18 protein-coding genes are annotated in these 17209 nt (G+C 58.9%); 6 read left to right on the plus strand and 12 right to left on the minus strand.

What is annotated here, in order from left to right; all coding sequences use genetic code 11:
* Nucleotides 1-19 precede the first annotated feature (19 nt).
* The 3 genes from ilvC to ACMXYI_RS02270 are packed head-to-tail and all read right to left on the minus strand — an operon-like array spanning nucleotide 20 to nucleotide 3303.
* Nucleotides 20-1036, minus strand: a complete 1017-nt coding sequence (gene ilvC, locus ACMXYI_RS02260) for a ketol-acid reductoisomerase (protein ID WP_007948647.1) — start codon at nucleotides 1034-1036, stop codon at nucleotides 20-22.
* 48 nt (nucleotides 1037-1084) lie between these two features.
* Nucleotides 1085-1576 (minus strand): acetolactate synthase small subunit, encoded by a 492-nt coding sequence (gene ilvN, locus ACMXYI_RS02265; protein ID WP_003176102.1) that lies wholly within the window; start codon nucleotides 1574-1576, stop codon nucleotides 1085-1087.
* Nucleotides 1577-1578: 2 nt separating this feature from the next.
* A complete protein-coding gene (locus ACMXYI_RS02270; RefSeq protein ID WP_415771423.1) occupies nucleotides 1579-3303 on the minus strand; it encodes an acetolactate synthase 3 large subunit in 1725 nt (574 codons plus the stop codon).
* A 400-nt stretch (nucleotides 3304-3703) separates the two neighbouring features.
* Between ACMXYI_RS02270 and ACMXYI_RS02275 the strand changes: the two genes are divergently transcribed.
* On the plus strand, nucleotides 3704-4126 hold the full coding sequence (locus ACMXYI_RS02275) for a DUF4124 domain-containing protein (protein WP_415771425.1): 423 nt from the start codon (nucleotides 3704-3706) through the stop codon (nucleotides 4124-4126).
* Nucleotides 4127-4143: 17 nt separating this feature from the next.
* Here the strand turns inward: ACMXYI_RS02275 and ACMXYI_RS02280 are convergent, their stop codons facing one another.
* Genes ACMXYI_RS02280 through mrcB form a run of 3 tightly spaced genes read right to left on the minus strand, consistent with a single transcriptional unit; the run spans nucleotide 4144 to nucleotide 7554 of the window.
* Nucleotides 4144-4479, minus strand: a complete 336-nt coding sequence (locus tag ACMXYI_RS02280) for a YqcC family protein (RefSeq protein WP_033054374.1) — start codon at nucleotides 4477-4479, stop codon at nucleotides 4144-4146.
* Nucleotides 4479-5213, minus strand: a complete 735-nt coding sequence (locus ACMXYI_RS02285) for a tetratricopeptide repeat protein (RefSeq protein ID WP_415771427.1) — start codon at nucleotides 5211-5213, stop codon at nucleotides 4479-4481. The genes ACMXYI_RS02280 and ACMXYI_RS02285 overlap by 1 nt, the downstream gene beginning before the upstream one ends.
* A gap of 16 nt (nucleotides 5214-5229) precedes the next feature.
* Nucleotides 5230-7554 (minus strand): penicillin-binding protein 1B, encoded by a 2325-nt coding sequence (gene mrcB, locus ACMXYI_RS02290; RefSeq protein ID WP_415771428.1) that lies wholly within the window; start codon nucleotides 7552-7554, stop codon nucleotides 5230-5232.
* Nucleotides 7555-7672: 118 nt separating this feature from the next.
* Between mrcB and ACMXYI_RS02295 the strand changes: the two genes are divergently transcribed.
* The 4 genes from ACMXYI_RS02295 to ACMXYI_RS02310 all read left to right on the plus strand — a co-directional run bounded on the left by ACMXYI_RS02295 (nucleotide 7673) and on the right by ACMXYI_RS02310 (nucleotide 10999).
* Entirely contained in the window at nucleotides 7673-9229 is a 1557-nt protein-coding gene (locus tag ACMXYI_RS02295; protein WP_415771430.1) for an AAA family ATPase, read from the plus strand.
* Between the two features lie 91 nt (nucleotides 9230-9320).
* On the plus strand, nucleotides 9321-9665 hold the full coding sequence (locus ACMXYI_RS02300; protein WP_008015079.1) for a pentapeptide repeat-containing protein: 345 nt from the start codon (nucleotides 9321-9323) through the stop codon (nucleotides 9663-9665).
* A gap of 245 nt (nucleotides 9666-9910) precedes the next feature.
* Entirely contained in the window at nucleotides 9911-10183 is a 273-nt protein-coding gene (locus ACMXYI_RS02305) for a TfoX/Sxy family protein (protein ID WP_003228231.1), read from the plus strand.
* 15 nt (nucleotides 10184-10198) lie between these two features.
* Nucleotides 10199-10999 carry a Crp/Fnr family transcriptional regulator gene (locus ACMXYI_RS02310; RefSeq protein WP_415771431.1) on the plus strand — a complete coding sequence of 267 codons (801 nt, stop codon included), beginning with the start codon at nucleotides 10199-10201 and terminating at the stop codon, nucleotides 10997-10999.
* Between the two features lie 233 nt (nucleotides 11000-11232).
* Here the strand turns inward: ACMXYI_RS02310 and ACMXYI_RS02315 are convergent, their stop codons facing one another.
* The 4 genes from ACMXYI_RS02315 to ACMXYI_RS02330 are packed head-to-tail and all read right to left on the minus strand — an operon-like array spanning nucleotide 11233 to nucleotide 14778.
* Complete coding sequence (locus ACMXYI_RS02315) at nucleotides 11233-12084, minus strand: ChaN family lipoprotein (protein WP_415771433.1); 852 nt, start codon at nucleotides 12082-12084, stop codon at nucleotides 11233-11235.
* A gap of 20 nt (nucleotides 12085-12104) precedes the next feature.
* Complete coding sequence (locus ACMXYI_RS02320; RefSeq protein WP_415771435.1) at nucleotides 12105-12872, minus strand: heme ABC transporter ATP-binding protein; 768 nt, start codon at nucleotides 12870-12872, stop codon at nucleotides 12105-12107.
* Nucleotides 12872-13909 (minus strand): FecCD family ABC transporter permease, encoded by a 1038-nt coding sequence (locus ACMXYI_RS02325; RefSeq protein ID WP_415771437.1) that lies wholly within the window; start codon nucleotides 13907-13909, stop codon nucleotides 12872-12874. The genes ACMXYI_RS02320 and ACMXYI_RS02325 overlap by 1 nt, the downstream gene beginning before the upstream one ends.
* On the minus strand, nucleotides 13906-14778 hold the full coding sequence (locus tag ACMXYI_RS02330; protein ID WP_415771439.1) for a heme/hemin ABC transporter substrate-binding protein: 873 nt from the start codon (nucleotides 14776-14778) through the stop codon (nucleotides 13906-13908). Before ACMXYI_RS02330 ends, ACMXYI_RS02325 begins: the two co-directional genes overlap by 4 nt.
* A gap of 166 nt (nucleotides 14779-14944) precedes the next feature.
* On the opposite strand from ACMXYI_RS02330, the gene ACMXYI_RS02335 reads away from it, so the two are divergent.
* Nucleotides 14945-15262: a Rieske (2Fe-2S) protein gene (locus ACMXYI_RS02335; RefSeq protein ID WP_008153288.1), complete on the plus strand. Its 318-nt coding sequence runs from the start codon at nucleotides 14945-14947 to the stop codon at nucleotides 15260-15262.
* Here the strand turns inward: ACMXYI_RS02335 and sfsA are convergent.
* Both sfsA and ACMXYI_RS02345 read right to left on the minus strand, forming a co-directional pair.
* Nucleotides 15259-15972, minus strand: coding sequence for a DNA/RNA nuclease SfsA (gene sfsA / locus ACMXYI_RS02340; protein ID WP_415765550.1), 714 nt, complete (start codon nucleotides 15970-15972; stop codon nucleotides 15259-15261). The two genes, ACMXYI_RS02335 and sfsA, sit on opposite strands and share 4 nt — an antisense overlap.
* A complete protein-coding gene (locus ACMXYI_RS02345) occupies nucleotides 15972-17144 on the minus strand; it encodes a pyridoxal phosphate-dependent aminotransferase (protein ID WP_415771441.1) in 1173 nt (390 codons plus the stop codon). Before ACMXYI_RS02345 ends, sfsA begins: the two co-directional genes overlap by 1 nt.
* Nucleotides 17145-17209 lie beyond the last annotated feature (65 nt).

The raw sequence follows: 17209 nt of genomic DNA on the forward strand, positions 1-17209 counted from the left end.
TTTCGTACAAGTGCGCGACTTAGTTTTTAGCTTTGTCGACGATCTTGTTGGCACCGATCCACGGCATCATGGAGCGCAGTTGCTCGCCGATGATTTCGATACCGTGAGCGGCGTTGTTACGACGCTTGGCGGTCATCGAAGGATAGCCGGTAGCGCCTTCGCTGATGAACATCTTGGCGTATTCGCCGTCCTGAATACGTTTCAGGGCGTTGCGCATGGCCTGACGGGATTCGGCGTTGATCACTTCCGGACCGGTCACGTACTCGCCGTATTCAGCGTTGTTGGAGATCGAGTAGTTCATGTTGGCGATACCGCCTTCGTACATGAGGTCAACGATCAGCTTCAGTTCGTGCAGGCATTCGAAGTAGGCCATTTCCGGCGCGTAGCCAGCTTCAACCAGGGTTTCGAAACCGGCTTTAACCAGCTCAACGGTACCGCCGCACAGAACGGCTTGTTCGCCGAACAGGTCGGTTTCAGTCTCGTCCTTGAAGGTGGTTTCGATGATGCCGGTACGACCGCCACCAACGCCAGCAGCGTAGGACAGTGCAACGTTTTTGGCGTTGCCGGAAGCATCCTGATAGATAGCGATCAGGTCAGGGATACCGCCGCCTTTGACGAACTCGGAACGCACGGTGTGGCCCGGAGCTTTCGGCGCGATCATGATCACGTCGAGGTCAGCGCGCGGAACAACCTGGTTGTAGTGGATCGCGAAGCCGTGGGAGAAGGCCAGGGTGGCGCCTTTCTTGATGTTCGGCTCGATTTCGTTCTTGTACAGAGCGGACTGGAACTCGTCCGGGGTCAGGATCATGACCAGGTCGGCAGCCGCAACAGCGGAAGCAACGTCGGTCACTTTCAGGCCGTGAGCTTCGGCTTTGGCAACAGTGGCCGAACCTTTACGCAGGCCAACAGTAACGTCAACGCCGGAGTCTTTCAGGTTGCACGCTTGAGCGTGGCCCTGGGAGCCGTAACCGATGATGGCAACTTTCTTGCCCTGGATGATCGACAGGTCGCAGTCTTTTTCGTAATAAACTTTCATGAAATTCCCCTATATATCCAGGCCGTTCAGGCCATTCGCTAATTTGGTTTAGATGCTGAGTACTTTGTCGCCGCGGGCAATACCGGTTACGCCGCTGCGGACGGTTTCCAGAATCGAGGCGGTGCCAATGGACTGAATGAAGCTGTCGAGCTTATCGCTGGTACCGGTCAATTGAACGGTATACACGCTAGCGCTGACGTCAACGATCTGCCCACGATAAATATCGGTAGTGCGTTTGATCTCGGCGCGCTGGGCACCGGTAGCCTTGACCTTGACCAGCATCAGCTCGCGCTCGATGTGAGCACTCTCCGACAGGTCGACCAGTTTGACCACTTCGATCAACTTGTTCAGGTTCTTGGTGATCTGCTCGATGACTTCATCGTGACCAACCGTGGTCAGCGTCAGACGCGACAGGGTCGGGTCTTCCGTAGGTGCCACGGTCAGGCTTTCGATGTTGTAGTTGCGCTGCGAGAACAGGCCGACTACACGAGACAGAGCGCCCGGTTCGTTTTCCAGAAGCAAGGAAATAATGTGCCGCATGATTAAGTACGCTCCGTCTTGCTCAGCCACATATCACGCATGGAGCCGTCTTTGATCTGCATCGGGTAGACGTGCTCGCTGGTGTCGACCGAAATATCGAGCACCACCAGGCGATCTTTCATGGCAAACGCTTCCTCCATCTTCGACTTCAAATCTTTCGAGTCGGTGATGCGCACGCCGACGTGACCATAGGCCTCCGCCAACTTGACGAAGTCAGGCAGCGACTCCATGTAGGAATGCGAGTGACGGCTGCCATAGCTCATGTCTTGCCACTGGCGAACCATACCCAGAACACCGTTGTTCAGGATGACGATTTTCACCGGCAAGCCATATTGCAGACAGGTGGACAGTTCCTGAATGTTCATCTGGATACTGCCCTCGCCCGTCACGCAGACGACGTCGTCATCCGGGAAGCTCAGCTTGATGCCCATGGCCGCCGGAAAACCGAAGCCCATGGTGCCCAGGCCACCGGAATTGATCCAGCGGTTCGGCTTGTTGAACGTGTAGTACTGCGCCGCGAACATTTGGTGCTGGCCCACGTCGGAGGCCACAAAGGCATCGCCCCTGGTGACTTCGCACAGGGTTTCGATCACGGTCTGCGGCTTGATGACGCTGCCGTCGCCCTTGTCGTAAGGGAACAGGCCGCGGTCACCGCGCCACTCATCAACTTGCTTCCACCAGCTGGCAACAGACTCCTTGTTCGGGGTCTCGCCGATTTCCTTGAGGATCGCGACCATCTCGGTCAGGACACTCTCGACCGGACCGACGATAGGTACGTCTGCCTTGATGGTCTTGGAAATCGAAGCCGGGTCGATGTCGATGTGAATGATCTTGGCATTCGGACAGAACTTGGCCGGGCCGTTGATCACGCGGTCATCGAAACGAGCGCCGACTGCAAGGATCACGTCGGCATGGTGCATCGCCAGGTTAGCGGTGTAACTGCCGTGCATGCCGAGCATGCCGATGAACTGACGGTCGGTGCCAGGGTAGGCACCCAGACCCATCAGGGTATTGGTCACTGGCAGGTTGAGCATCTTCGCCAACTCGGTCAGCGGCGCGGAGCCACCACCGAGAATCACGCCGCCGCCTGCGTACATCACAGGACGCTTGGCCGCCAGGAGCATTTCTGCCGCTTTGCGGATTTGCCCGGAGTGGCCGCGAACGGCCGGGCTGTAGGAACGCAGCTTGGCTTTTTTCGGGAAGATATATTCGAACTTCTCGGCCGGGTTGGTCATGTCTTTCGGGATATCGACAACGACCGGACCAGGACGACCGGATTGCGCGAGGTAAAACGCTTTCTTCATGACTTCCGGGATTTCCGACGCGTGCTTGATCATGAAGCTGTGCTTCACGATCGGCCGGGAGATACCGATCATGTCGGTTTCCTGGAACGCATCGGTGCCCACCATAGTGCTAGGCACCTGGCCGGAAATGACCACCATCGGAATGGAGTCCATGTAGGCCGTGGCAATACCGGTAATGGCGTTGGTTGCGCCCGGGCCGGAGGTCACCAGTACCACACCGGCTTTACCGGTGGCACGGGCATAGCCGTCAGCCATATGGGTCGCAGCCTGTTCGTGACGAACCAGGATGTGGGTCACTTCCGGTTCTTTGAACAGGGCATCGTAGACATGAAGAAGAGCACCACCCGGGTACCCGTAGATATATTTGACGCCTTCGTCACGCAAAAAGCGGACGAGCATCTCACCGCCAGATAAAAGCTCCACGTTGTTCACCTCTAAAACGCCAGAATACCGCCCACATAAAAGGGGACGGGTCTTAATAGGTTTACTTCTCAGCAGAGCATGAGCGACGGTGGTCGCCGACTACGTCAGCACTGACTGAGCAAGTATTGGGATCGTCCCAAGTGTTGCGGGCCTTTCCCACCCAGCGCGAGGTAACGCGTTGCGGGTGTAACAGGTCGGCGCGGATGTGCGCCTCATGATCTGCTGAGCGGGCCTGCTTCTGGCAGTCCCTCTACAGCGGACTTTGGATTCTTCTGTTTCGTCCTCTCCAAGTCAAGTCGTCTATGTGCTTTATTGAACTAAGCACATGAGAAAGCAAGAAAAAACCGCTAAACAGCAACTGTGTTAGCTTCAATTGCGCAACCCAATACAAGGAAATGGCATGCGAACGTTTTTCCTGACCGCCAGCCTGCTGATTGGCATCAGCCCTCTGTGCATGGCCGCTCAGATCTACAAATGGGTCGACGCCCAGGGCGTTACCCACTTCGACGCCCAGCCGCCCCAAGGCCGGGAAGCCACCACCGTGGTCACGCCCTCCTCGCCTGCAAGCAACCAGCCCCCGTCGCCACGCAGCAGTGCCATTGGCGATCAACAGGCCATCGACAAAAAAGTGAAAAAGCAGGTGACCGAGCAGCAAGCCCAGCTAAAGGCATTCTGCGAACAGGCACGGACGAACCTGGCTCAGCTGCAGAACAATCCGCGAATACGGGAGGATGTCGAAGGTGAGATGCGCCGCCTGACCGACCAGCAGCGGCAGGATCGCATTAGCGAAGCACAGAAACAGATTGCGGATAACTGCCAGTAGACGCTGGCAGTTCTGATTCAGCGAGAGGCGGTGATCAGCAGATCAAACTCTTTGAGCAGCACCTGCAGTTGCCGATCCTTGCCCTGGACATTACGGGCAGCGAAGACCATTTCGGCCATTTCCTGAATTCCCGAAGCGTTTGGCAAGGGCAGATCCTGCTCGAGGATCACCTTCATCCGCGGAAGGAAGATCCATTGCAGCCACTGCTCGAAATCCAGCGTATCGACCGAGAATGGTTCGACACTGGAAAGCGCTTCGGCGGAGGGCGAGACCTCGTCCCACCACCCCTGAACCCGCAGCTCGCGCTCGATCAACAGCAGCTGTTCGGCAATCTTCGGAAAGCGTGCATCCATCACAGCGATACCTTGGCCTTCTGACGGGCCAATGCTGCGCCAGCAGAATCACCCTGTTTCTCACGCGCCTGAGCGATCAATTGCCACAGACTGGCCTGAAGTGCCGGACGACCGTTGGCGAAGGTCAGGCCACGACGAGCAAACTGCTCGGCTTGTGCAGCATCGCCTTGAGCCATACGCACCTGAGCCAGACGATAAAGCACTTGCGGCTCACGCGGCGCAACACGCTGGGCGCGCTCGAGGCTGGAAGAAGCACCGTTGAGATCACCGCTCGCCTGTTGCTGCTGAGCGGTGGTCAGCAAGGCCAGAACCGGACCGTCCAATTGCTCGTCGGCAGACAAGCCACCGGAGTTCGCCGAAGGAATCCCGCTCGGTGTCGACGGCATGCTGTAGCTGCCCTGATTGACCGGTGTCGACTGGACCGGCGAGGTATCGATCGGCCCCGGAGTAATCGGGCCTGGCGTGATCGGCGCAGTGCTGATCGGTGCCGACGTCACTGCGCCACCACCTGGCACCATCACGACGACGCCGGTATCACCTTGCGGGATTGCCTGAGTCTGGGCTTGCGCAGGACGTTTAGTCGTCGTCTGACGGAAACCGCCATTCGCCGAAACCCGTTCACTGTTCGAAACGGCGCTACCGGAATCCACAACCGGAATCGACCCGCGTTGTACGGAGGAGCAACCGCTGAGCAAAGCCACGACGGTAACCGCTGGAATCAACCACTTGTTCACTTGAAACCCTCTTTGCTTAATTCATCCAGCCCTTGACCCAATCCATCACCGTTTCGCCGGAAACAGGGCTTTCGCCACCGCAAGCGGCACCGGGAGGCGGTTCGCTGCCGCGAATATACGGCATCTGCACCGCACCTGGGCAGTTGGCATCAGAGCCTTGTCCGGTACGCGAATCGACCCAGGCCTGAACAATGTTATCTGGCTGCGGCATGTCCAGCGGCAACGGATCGGCCTTGCGCATGAAACTGGTCCAGACCTGCAGCGCACCGGTGGCGCCGGTGAATGGAGTCTTGCCGTTGTCATCGCGACCCAGCCAGACCACTGCCAGCAGGTCCTGACTGAAACCGGCAAACCAGCTGTCCCGCGAATCGTTACTGGTACCGGTCTTGCCGGCCAGGGTCAGGGTTTTCGGCAACACGTTGTAAACCGAACTGCCGGTACCTTCACGCATGACCCGCTGCATGGCGCTCTGGATCAGATAAATAGAGGCGGGATCGAAACGCTGCTGAATCTGAAACGGATAACGCTTGAGCGGTTCGCCTTCAGCGGTCAATACGCTACGGATCCCGCGCATCGGCGTATTGAAACCACCGTTGGCCAGGGTCTGGTACATGGTCGCCACTTCGATCGGGGTCAGACCGCCAGCGCCCAGCAACATCGACGGGAACGCCGGGAATTCGCGACTCACACCGAGACGCGCCAGGGTCTTCAGGACATTCGGTACGCCCACCGCCAACCCGAGACGCGCGGTCGACAGGTTGTAGGAATGCGCCAGGCCCTGATACAGGAATACGGTGCCATGGGAGCGGCGATCATAGTTCTGCGGTTTCCAGACTTGACCGTCCGCGCCTTTGACCGAGAAGGAATCGTCCGACAGCCAACTGGTCAATGTGTACTGGCTCGGCTTCTCAAGGGCTGTCAGATAAACCGCCGGCTTGATCAAAGAGCCGATAGGTCGTACAGCATCCAGCGCACGGTTGAAGCCGGCAAAACTCGCCTGACGACTGCCGATCATGGCCTGGACTTCACCGGTTTCCGGGTTGGTCACGACCATGGCCGCTTCAACCTCATCGGAACCCTTGCGCCCGGAGAGTCTCTTGAAGGTGTCGTTGACCGACGCCTCGGCTTTCATCTGCAGGATCGGGTCGAAACTGGTGAAGATCCGCAGGCCTTCTTCGGTCAAGTCTTCATCGCGATAATCTTCGCGCAGCTGACGCTTGACCAGGTCGAGGAAGCCGGGGAACGAGCTGTCGGCCAGCTTGCCGCGAGTCGTCACACCCAGTGGCATTTTCTTCGCAGCAGCGACCTGATCGGCGGTGGCAACACCTTGCTGCTCAAGTACATCGAGCACGAGGTTGCGCCGTTCAAGCGCCCGTTCAGGATTGCGACGAGGGTTGTAATAGGACGGCCCCTTGACCATGCCCACCAGCATCGCGACTTGATGCAGCTTCAGTTCAGACAACGGCTGCGCGAAGAAAAACTGGCTTGCCAAGCCGAAACCGTGCACCGCTCGCTGCCCATCCTGACCGACGAACACTTCATTGAGGTAAGCCTCAAGAATTTCTCGTTTGTCATAATGCAGCTCAAGCAACATCGCCATCATGGCTTCGGTGAGTTTACGGGTCAGGCTGCGTTCGCTGGTCAGGTAGAAGTTTTTGACCAATTGTTGCGTCAGCGTACTGCCGCCCTGGGTCATCTTGCCGCCAGAGGTGTTGACATAGATGGCTCGGGCAATCGACTTGGGCGACACGCCCCAGTGGCTGTAGAAATCCCGGTCTTCCACGGCGACCAGAGTTTCCAGCAGATAAGGCGGGACCTGATCGATTTTGATCAAAATGCGATCTTCGAGATTTTTCGGGTAAATCCCGCCAATCAGTAGCGGTTCCAACCGCACCACAGAGAGTTTCGAACCGTTGGTCGCCGAAAGTTCGGCTACGTAGTCGCCAGAGAAACGCACCCGTACTGGTTGCGCTTGCTCCATACCTTCATAGAACTGGAAGCCACGGGTATTCAAGTCGACGGTATTGCCGCTGACCGCCGCCGCGCCGGGTCCATTGCTCACGCTTTCACGTCGATAGCCCAAGGCATCGAGCTCGGTCAGAAAATCGTCCTTGCTGAGCTTTTGTCCGACGAACAGCTCCAGCGGGCGCGCGTACACCTTGGCCGGGATGGTCCAGCGCTTGCCGGAGAACTTCTCCTGGACGATCGCGTCGAGGTAAACCGCGAACCCGGCCAGCACCACAAGGCCGACCAGACTGAGTTTAAGGGCCCAGCCCAGCCAGGGGCGCAGGCCCTTGGAAGGTGGTTTTTTTGGGGTGCGGGGGGATCGAGTACGAGTCATGGCGGCGGATTATACGCACTTTATTCATACTCAACAGGAGCCCTCCGAGGTTTGCGTCAGACGGACTTGCGGCCATAATGACGGCCATGAATTTTCCCCAGACTCTGAAGGATCGCCTGTGAGCCAGTCCCTGATCGCTGCCCTGCAAAACCCGGCCCTCTACCCGCATCCCGTAGACGGGTTCCAGGTCATCGAAACCCATATTTCCTGGGTAATCCTCACTGGCCCCTTTGCTTATAAAGTGAAGAAACCAGTGAATTTCGGCTTCCTGGATTTCACCAATCTCGATGCTCGCAAGCATTTTTGCGGGGAAGAGCTGCGTCTTAACCAGCGCCTGACCAACGATTTGTATCTCGAAGTGTTGCCAATCACCGGCAGCGCCGAAGCCCCACAACTGGGTGGCGAGGGTCCGGTCGTCGATTACGCACTGAAAATGCGTCAATTCCCACAGAGCCAACTGCTCAGCACGCTGCAAGCCAACGGCGAATTGACCCCCTTGCACATCGACGAGATGGCCGCGCAGATTGCCCAATTCCACCTCAGCGCGCCGAAAGTGCCTGCCGAACACGAAGCCGGCACGCCGGACAGCGTGATGGCGCCGGTACGCCAGAACTTCGAACAGATCCGCCCGTTCCTCAGCGACAAGGCCGACCTGCTGCAACTGGATGCGCTGCAAGCCTGGGCCGAAAGCAGCTTCGAACGCCTCAAGCCACTGTTCGCCCAGCGCAAGGCCGACGGCTTCATCCGCGAATGCCACGGTGACATCCACCTGGGCAACGCCACCGTGATCGACGGCAAGGTCGTGATCTTCGACTGCATCGAGTTCAACGAACCGTTCCGCTTCACCGACGTTTATGCCGACACCGGCTTCCTGGCGATGGACCTGGAAGACCGTGGCCTGAAGAGTCTGGCGCGCCGCTTCATCAGCCAGTATCTGGAACTGACCGGCGATTACCAGGGCCTTGAGTTGCTGAACTTCTATAAAGCCTATCGTGCACTGGTTCGCGCCAAGGTCAGCCTGTTCAGCATGCCGGCCGAGGCCGACCCGGTTCAGCGTGCCACCACCCTGCGTCAGTACCGCAACTACGCCAACCTGGCGGAAAGCTACAGCACCATTCCTTCGCGCTTCATGGCTATCACCCACGGTGTTTCTGCCGTCGGCAAGAGTCACGTGGCCATGCGCCTGGTGGAAGCGTTGGGCGCCATTCGCCTGCGTTCCGATGTAGAGCGCAAACGTCTGTTCGGCGAGCAAACCGTGCCAAACGACCCTCAGGCCGGCATCTACAGCGCCGACGCCAGCGCCGCCACTTACACCCGCCTGCATGAAATTGCCGCGGTGATCCTGCGTGCTGGTTTCCCAGTGGTAGTCGATGCGACGTACCTCAAGCGCGACCAGCGTGACGGCGCAGCGAAAATCGCCGAAGCCACCGGCGCGCCATTCCTGATCCTCGATTGCAATGCGCCGCAAGCGGTGATCGAGAGCTGGCTGGCCCTGCGTCAGGCAGACAAAAAGGACCCGTCCGACGCCAACCTGGCCGTAATCGAAGCCCAGCAAGCCACTCGTGAGGCCCTGACGCCCGAAGAGATTCTCTGCAGCAAACGCGTTCAGACCAATGAAAGCGGAACCCTCGACACCGTCGTTGCACAGATTCGCCAGCGCCTGCCTGGTCTGTAAGAAACTATTTCAGCCGTGAAGCCTTCGCCGGCTTCACGGCCGCCAAATAGTGGCACTATACTGGCGTCATAAAACCAACAGGTGATGTGACATGAGCCAGCCGAAACTTCTCGACACCCCGCTTTATGCGTTGCTGCACAAAGACGACATCACAGGCTTCAACAACGAGCGTCCAAAAGACGGACCTATCGACATGGTCGGTGGCGATTTCCGGGGGCTGGACCTACGTGAACTGAACGCCGACGGCGTCGACTTTACCGATGCCTACTTCCGCTCCGCCGACTTGCGCGGCATCGACTTTCGCAACGCTTCCCTGGAAGGCGCGAGCCTTGCTCATGCACAGATCTCCGGCGCCTACTTCCCTCCAGAGCTGAGTGCTGACGAGATCCTGATGTCGATGAATTTCGGCACACGCCTGCGTTATCGCACCCGCTAAAAGCGACTTTTAACTGACCCGTTCGGCGCCCCCGCATTGCGCTGAACGCAGGGCATATTTTGCCCGGAATCCTGATTCCGCCGCCCTCTCTTCCTACCGCGCTCGCAGACTTTCACGCAGCTTCAAGACTTCGCTTCTTAGAAGCTTTTGCGTCGAAACCGACCAAACAATCACGCTTTTCCTACTGATGGCTACACTCCTGAGAAGCTCGCCCACGCACCGTTCGGCCGTCGCAAGGAGGCTTGATGAATGATGAACTGCAGCACCTGAAGAATCTTGGCAAGACGTCGGCGCAGTGGCTGCATGCCGTGGGCATCCACAGCGCCTCGGACTTGCGTCGCCTGGGGGCGGTGGATGCTTATCGGGCCGTGCGCACGCGCGGGTTTCGGGCGTCCAAAGTGTTGTTGTATGCCATCGAAGGTGCCCTGATGGATGTGCACTGGAATGACATTCCCGCCGAGCGCAAGGACGCCTTGAACAAACAGCTGGAAGCTATCTCGTCACGTCACAAGAACTGAACGGACGCAGCAGCCATGTACCTACTTGGGGAACAACCGGCTTACGCCGACGCGCTGATCAACCGACTGCAACATATTCCCGTCCGGCTGCTGGAAGGTTTGATGCCGTGCGGACCGAGCCTGGAATTTTCAGCCGTCGATGATCTGGCCGTCCTGTTACCCGGCGATCAACTGTTTGTGCTGGACAATGGCCTGCTGCATGGGTACATCGACGAGCGGGCATTGTTCTATCTGCACGAGGGAGATCTGATCGGCTTGCGCCAGGGCACGGAGCTGCCGCGTTGCCGCTTTCGCAGCGATAGCCCGTTAGCACTGACGCCTTATCTGCGCTCCGAGGTTTTTCAGCATATCTACGCCGACCCGGAGCGTTCGGAGCTGTTCCTTCAATACATGGCCGGTCAGTCCGCCCTGCTATCCGACGCACTCGCCCGCCTGAAACAACCCGAGTTTCGAAGCACCAATGGTTTTCAGCGCGTGGCCAGTGGCGAAGTGTTGATCCGTCAGGGCGATGAACCGGATCACGTGTTCGTCATCATCGATGGCCACGCCGAAGCCTTTGTCGACGGGCACAAAATCGGCGATATACCCAAGGACGAGATTTTCGGCGCCATGGCGGTGTTCACCGGCGAGAAACGTAACGCCAGCGTGATCACCAGCGAACCCAGCACCGTCATGCTGATCCCCAAGGATCAGTTTCTCTGCCTGACCCAAAGTAATCCGAAGATCGCCCACAGTCTGATCGAGAGCATGGCCCGACGCATTGCCCTGCTGAACAAGCAGATCATTCAGCTGAGCTCGCTCAACCGCACAGGCTGAAGCCCAATGATCACGGGCGTTTCCAGCGAACGAGTAGCGCATTTCAAAGAATTGAGAAATCAGCGGTTGACTTGGTAATGAGAATCGCTATGATTATCACAACTGGTCGCGAGACTGGTCGATATTTGAAAAGCCCTTGGTTCGGACTCTCAGATATCTCCTCATCAGGCTAATCACGGTTATTTGACCCGGCTCTTGCCGGGTCTTTTTTTGCCTGGAGAAAAGTCGTTCGATCACTTGCCAAATTGCTTACGCATTTGCGCGCAGTAATCCTGCGGTGGCATGGCAGGCGTGTACCAGACGTAATCCACCATGGCTGGTGCAACCTTGCTGCCCTGCTCCGCCAGCATCAACACCACAGGCGCCAGGGGCTCTCCCAGATCAAGCACATGAATTGGCACGCCGACATCCTTGCGCGCATGGTAAGCGCCGGCAAGCAGCAGCGAAGGCGTAGGAGCAGCCAGCAAGCGTTCGGCCATCCGCCGGTCGCGTTGCTGCTGGACCGCCAGCATCGCCGGCATCTGCGATTCGGGCAGCAGACCACAGTGAGAATCGCTGACTTGCTTAAGCAACTCGTCCCTGACTGAAGCAGCGTTGGAGCGCGAACCGATCAATGTCGGAGGGTTGGCGTAAACGGCACGGACTTGAAGCGTGTCCAGATTGGCTGCCAACAACGGGTATGGCTGGGACAGTGCGAAGCGAACGATCGGCCCGTACAGATTCCAGTCCCAGCCAGACTGCCAGGCTAATGCTCCGGGTAAATCCACCGGTGGTGTCGAGGCGTGACGAACATCATCGACGCGCAGCTGTTGATCCGGCGTGAGCATTTCCAGCAGCACACTGCCTTGAGGTCGCCGCTCACCCAGCGACTGCAATAACCACAACTGCAGTTGATGGTGATCGCGATTGTCATGCTGCTCGCCCACGATCAGCCGTGAAGTCGACTCCAACCGCTCAACCAGTTCCTCTGCCGTCAGAGCCTGGCCGCTGCGCAAGTCCCGGATCTCGCCCACAATCGGCGGCGGAGTCGAAACATGCTGACAGGCACTCAGCATCAGCAAGGCCAGCATCAAAATCCCACGCATGCTTCCACTCCATAAAAAACTCAGCGGGCGATGATCAGCGGATGCCCACGCTCCGGGTGCTGCTGCACCAGCACTTCCAGCCCGAACACTGCCTTCAGTGGTTCGGGGCGCAACACCTGCTCCGGTGTATCGAGCGCCACAGGGCGTCCGCCTTCGAGCAGTAACAGGCGATCACAATAGCGCGCTGCCAGGTTCAGATCATGCAGGATCACCAGCACCGCCGCGCCACGATTGGCGAACTCGCGCACGGCTTGCAACGTGGTGTGCTGATGAAGCGGGTCGAGCATCGACGTTGGCTCATCGAGCAACAACGTTTGCCCCGCTTCGCCTGGCCAGAGCTGCGCCAGAACCCGCGCCAGATGCACCCGCTGACGTTCGCCACCGGACAAGGCCAGATAGCTGCGGCCACTCAAATGCCCGGCATCGGCAGCGTGCAACGCGGCGGCGACGATCTCGTCATCGCGGACCCGACCGCTTTGATGCGGTAAGCGGCCCATGCCGACCACTTCTTCGACACGAAAGGCGAAGTCCAGGGTCGACACCTGCGGCAATACCGCCAAGCGCTGCGCTCGCGACGTCCCCGTCCAATCGCTCAACTCACGCTCGTCGAGCCAGACGCTGCCATGATGAGCCTTTAACTCGCCGCACAAGGCGCCAAGCAAGGTGCTCTTGCCGGCACCGTTAGGTCCCAGCACACCGAGGACTTCGCCCGGTTTGAGCTCAAGCGTAATGTCCGTCAGGACAATCTTTCGGCCTCGACGGATTTGCAGATTTTGCGTTCGCAACATCAGGCACGCCCTCTGAGCAGTAAATACAGAAAGAACGGCGCACCGATGAAAGCCGTGACGATCCCGATCGGCAATTCGGCCGGCGCCAGGGCCAGTCGCGCCACCAGATCGGCAAACAACAAAAGACTGGCACCCGCCAATACTGACGCTGGCAACAGCACACGATGATCCGGACCCGCCAGCAGTCGCACCAGATGTGGCACCACCAGACCAACAAACCCGATCATCCCCGCCGCAGCCACCGCTGCACCGACACCCAACGCCGTGCAAAACACCAATTCGCGCTTGAGCCGTTCGACGTCGATGCCCAGGTGACCAGCCTCCGACTCACCCAGCAACAACGCATTCAAGGCCTTGGCCCGGCGCGGCAACCACAGCGCCACACCGGCACTGATCATCAGTAACGGCCAGAGCCGCGAATAGCTGGCGCCATTGAGGCTGCCCAGGTTCCAGAACGTCAGGGTGCGCAACGTCGCGTCATCTGCCAGATAGGTGAACAGCCCCACGGCGGAGCCGGCTAGCGCAGTCAACGCAATACCGGCCAGCAGCATGGTCGCGACATTGGTCTGCCCGTTGCGCCGGCCCAGTCGATACACCAATGCCGTCACGCCGAGCCCGCCGAGAAACGCGCACAGCGATAACAGATACGGCCCGAAGGATTCGGGCAGTCCGCCGAATACCGAGCCACCGACAATCGCAATTGCCGCGCCCAATGCCGCACCACTGGAGACGCCGACCAGCCCCGGATCGGCCAGGGGATTACGAAACAACCCCTGCATCGCCACACCGGACAATGCCAACACCCCTCCCACAGCCAAACCCAACAAGGTTCGCGGCAAGCGAATCTGCCCGAGGATCAGCTCGGCCTGCTCCAGTCCGTCGGGCGCGATCGGTACACCCACCAGCCGCAGGGCTGCACGCAAGGTGTCGAACAACGGCAAGCTCACCGGCCCAAGCGCCAACGACAGCCAGATGGCCAAGACACACAGCAGGATCAGACCAACGAATAAAGCGCGGGGCTTAACCAGGATGGTCATTGGCCGGCCGAACCGGGGTAGAAAGCGTCAGACAGGTTTTTCAACGCATCGGGTAGCCGCGGCCCCAAGCCCCCGACCAACAACGTTGGATCAAGCTCCATGACTCGCCCGTCCTTGGCCGCGCGGGTCGAGGACAGGATCGGGTTCTCCTTGAACAACGCCGCACGTGCCGCATCGCCGGTCAGTGCACGATCGGCAAACACCAGCACCTCGGGATCCAGGCTGACCAGGGATTCGACAGAAAAGGGTTTATAGCCGGTATGAGTGGCCAGATTGTGCCCACCGGCCTGTTGCAGCAACCAATCGGCGGCGGTGTCCTTGCCGGCGATGAGCGGTTTACCGCCTGCATGGCCAAGCAACAACAGCACGCCCGGCGATTTTTCCTTCAATTGCGCCCGAGTGACCCGGATCTTTTGTTGATCGAGTTGCTGTTGATAAGTCTGAAACACCCGAGAAGCCTGATCTTCAGCGCCGAGTAACTTGCCCAGATGCTGCAAATTACCCTGCAAGGTCGGCAGATCCGGCTGGGCCGAGAACAGTTCGACCTGCACGCCTGCACTGCGAACCTGCGAAAGTACCGGTGGCGGTCCCATTTCCTCGGTGCCGACCAGTATCTGCGGGCGTAAGCTCAAGATGCCCTCCGCCGACAATTGCCGCTGATACCCGATGCTTGGCAATGCCTTGAGCGATTCCGGGTGCTGACTGGTGGTGTCGACACCGACCAGTTTCGATTCACCGCCCAGCGCGCTGATCCATTCCGATAAAGCTCCACCGGCACTGACCCAACGTTGTGGCAACTCGGCCGCTGCGGCGTGGTGGCTGACGAGGAGTCCGACACAGAGCGCAGCAACGCGGGTACTCAGGCGCATAAACAGCTTCCTTTAAGGGTTTTCCCAGGCATCGAGATGACAGGCCAAGTATCCTCGGCATCTGGCACCTGAACCCGACAGGCAAGGCAGCCATTTGATAATTGTTTGCATTTGAACGTCAAGCTCGGACATATCCAGTCACGAGCTGCAGGACTTGAGGATAGACATGAAGTTTCTTTGTGCAGGCGTTGAGCTGGCCGATGCCAGCAGCCGCGGCTTCGACATCGACGGCCAGAAGCTCTTTGCCGTGCGCCGTGGCGGCCAGGTTTACGTCTACATCAATCGCTGCCCGCACCGTGGCGTCGGACTGGAATGGAAGCCCGACCAGTTTCTCGACCCCAGCAACAGCCTGATCCAGTGCGCGACCCACGGCGCACTGTTTCTGATCGAAGACGGCGAATGCGTCGCCGGCCCTTGCGCCGGGCAGTCCCTGACCACCGTCGCCTGCCGCGAAGACGAGCAAGGAATCTGGGTCAGTCTTTAGCCATTCAGCAACACATCCAGACGTCGATCGACCACCATTTCTTCATGGGTCAAGTGCACGCCATAGGCCAGCACTTCGACCCCGCACGACACCGCCTCACGCAAGGCTGCGGCGTAGGCCGAATCGATTTCTTCTGCAGGACGCACAGCATCGATGCCGGTGAGATTGACGCAATACAACTGCACCGCACGAATTCCATCCCGGGCCAAATGGGCCAGTTCGCGCAAATGTTTGGCCCCGCGCTGGGTCACCGCATCGGGAAACGCTGCCACCAAAGAACCATCGAAGCCCAGGGTCACGCTTTTGACTTCTACATAAGCCGGCCCGCTCGGGTAATCGAGACGGAAATCGATGCGGCTGCTTTCCTGACCGTAGGCCACTTCGCGCTTCAGCTCGGTAAAGCCGTTCAGTTCGGTGATGACACCGGCTCGCAGTGCCTCTTCGATCAAGCCATTGGCCCGCCCGGTGTTCACACAAAACAAGCGTCCCTGCGGCGTTTCGCCGATTTCCCAGGTACCGGGCAACTTGCGCTTGGGGTCGTTGGAACGGCTGAACCAGACCTGCCCGCCTTCGACCTGGCAATTGAGCATCGAACCGGTGTTGGGGCAGTGAATGGTCAGCAACTCGCCGCTAACGGTTTCGATATCGGCGAGAAAACGCTTGTAACGACGAATCAAACGGCCTTCTTCGAGGGGAGGATGAAAACGCATCAGCCTTGCCAGCTCTTCAAGCCGCGCGCAATCCGCTCGACCGCTTCCTGTAGGCGCGGAAGACTTTGGGTGTAGGCAAACCGCACATGATGGCCAGCCTGATAACGACCGAAGTCCAGACCCGGAGTAATCGCCACGTGTTCGGTTTCGAGGAAATGTCGGCAGAACGCGAAGGCATCGCCGCCAAACTTGCTGATATCGGCATACAAGTAGAACGCGCCCTCAGGCTCAACGGCGATACCAAAGCCCAGTTCTCGCAGGGCTGGCAGCAGGAAGTCCCGACGACGGCCGAATTCGGCGCGACGTTCTTCCAGAATGCTGATCGTGGCCGGTTCGAAGCACGCCAGAGCGGCGTGCTGAGCCATGCTCGGGGCGCTGATGTAGAGGTTCTGGGCGAGTTTTTCCAGCTCACCGACCGCCGCTTCCGGCGCCACCAGCCAACCAAGTCGCCATCCCGTCATGCCGAAATACTTGGAAAAACTATTCAGCACAAAGGCACTGTCATCGACTTCCAGTACGCTGGCCGCATCGGTGCCATAGGTCAGACCGTGGTAGATCTCATCCACCACCAGATGACCGTGACGTTCCTTGATCGCAGCAGACAGGCCTGCCAGCTCATCACGGGTCAGAATCGTCCCGGTCGGATTGGCTGGCGAAGCCACCAGGGCGCCGACGCTGTCGTGATCCCAATGGCGTGCAATCAGGTCTGGCGTCAGTTGATAGCGCACGTCCGGACCTACAGGAACAAGCTGCGCTGCGCCTTCCACCAACCGCAGGAAATGCCGGTTGCAGGGATAGCCTGGGTCCGCCAGCAGCCAGTGCTTGCCCGGGTCCACCAACAAGGCGCTGGCCAGCAGCAGCGCACCGGAACCGCCAGGCGTGATGAGGATTCGCTGCGGGTCGATGTTCAGACCATAACGCTGCTGATAAAAGCCGGAAATGGCCGCACGCAACTCGGGAATGCCGCGTGCGGCGGTGTAACGGGTCTTTCCCGCCGTCAATGCGGCCTGCCCGGCCTGAATGATCGGCTCGGCGGTGGTGAAGTCGGGTTCGCCGATTTCCAGATGGATCACGTCGTGGCCAGCGGCTTGCAGTTCATTGGCCCGCGCCAGCAGCGCCATGACATGGAAAGGTTCGATCGCGCGACTGCGGGCACTGTAGGACTGAGCCATTAGCCTTCCTTCAACGTGGAAAAAAACTGATTCTACCCAAGCGCAGGAACGAGCGAGAACCTAAA

It is taken from the genome of Pseudomonas lyxosi, assembly GCF_047758685.1.
GTDB lineage: Bacteria > Pseudomonadota > Gammaproteobacteria > Pseudomonadales > Pseudomonadaceae > Aquipseudomonas > Aquipseudomonas lyxosi.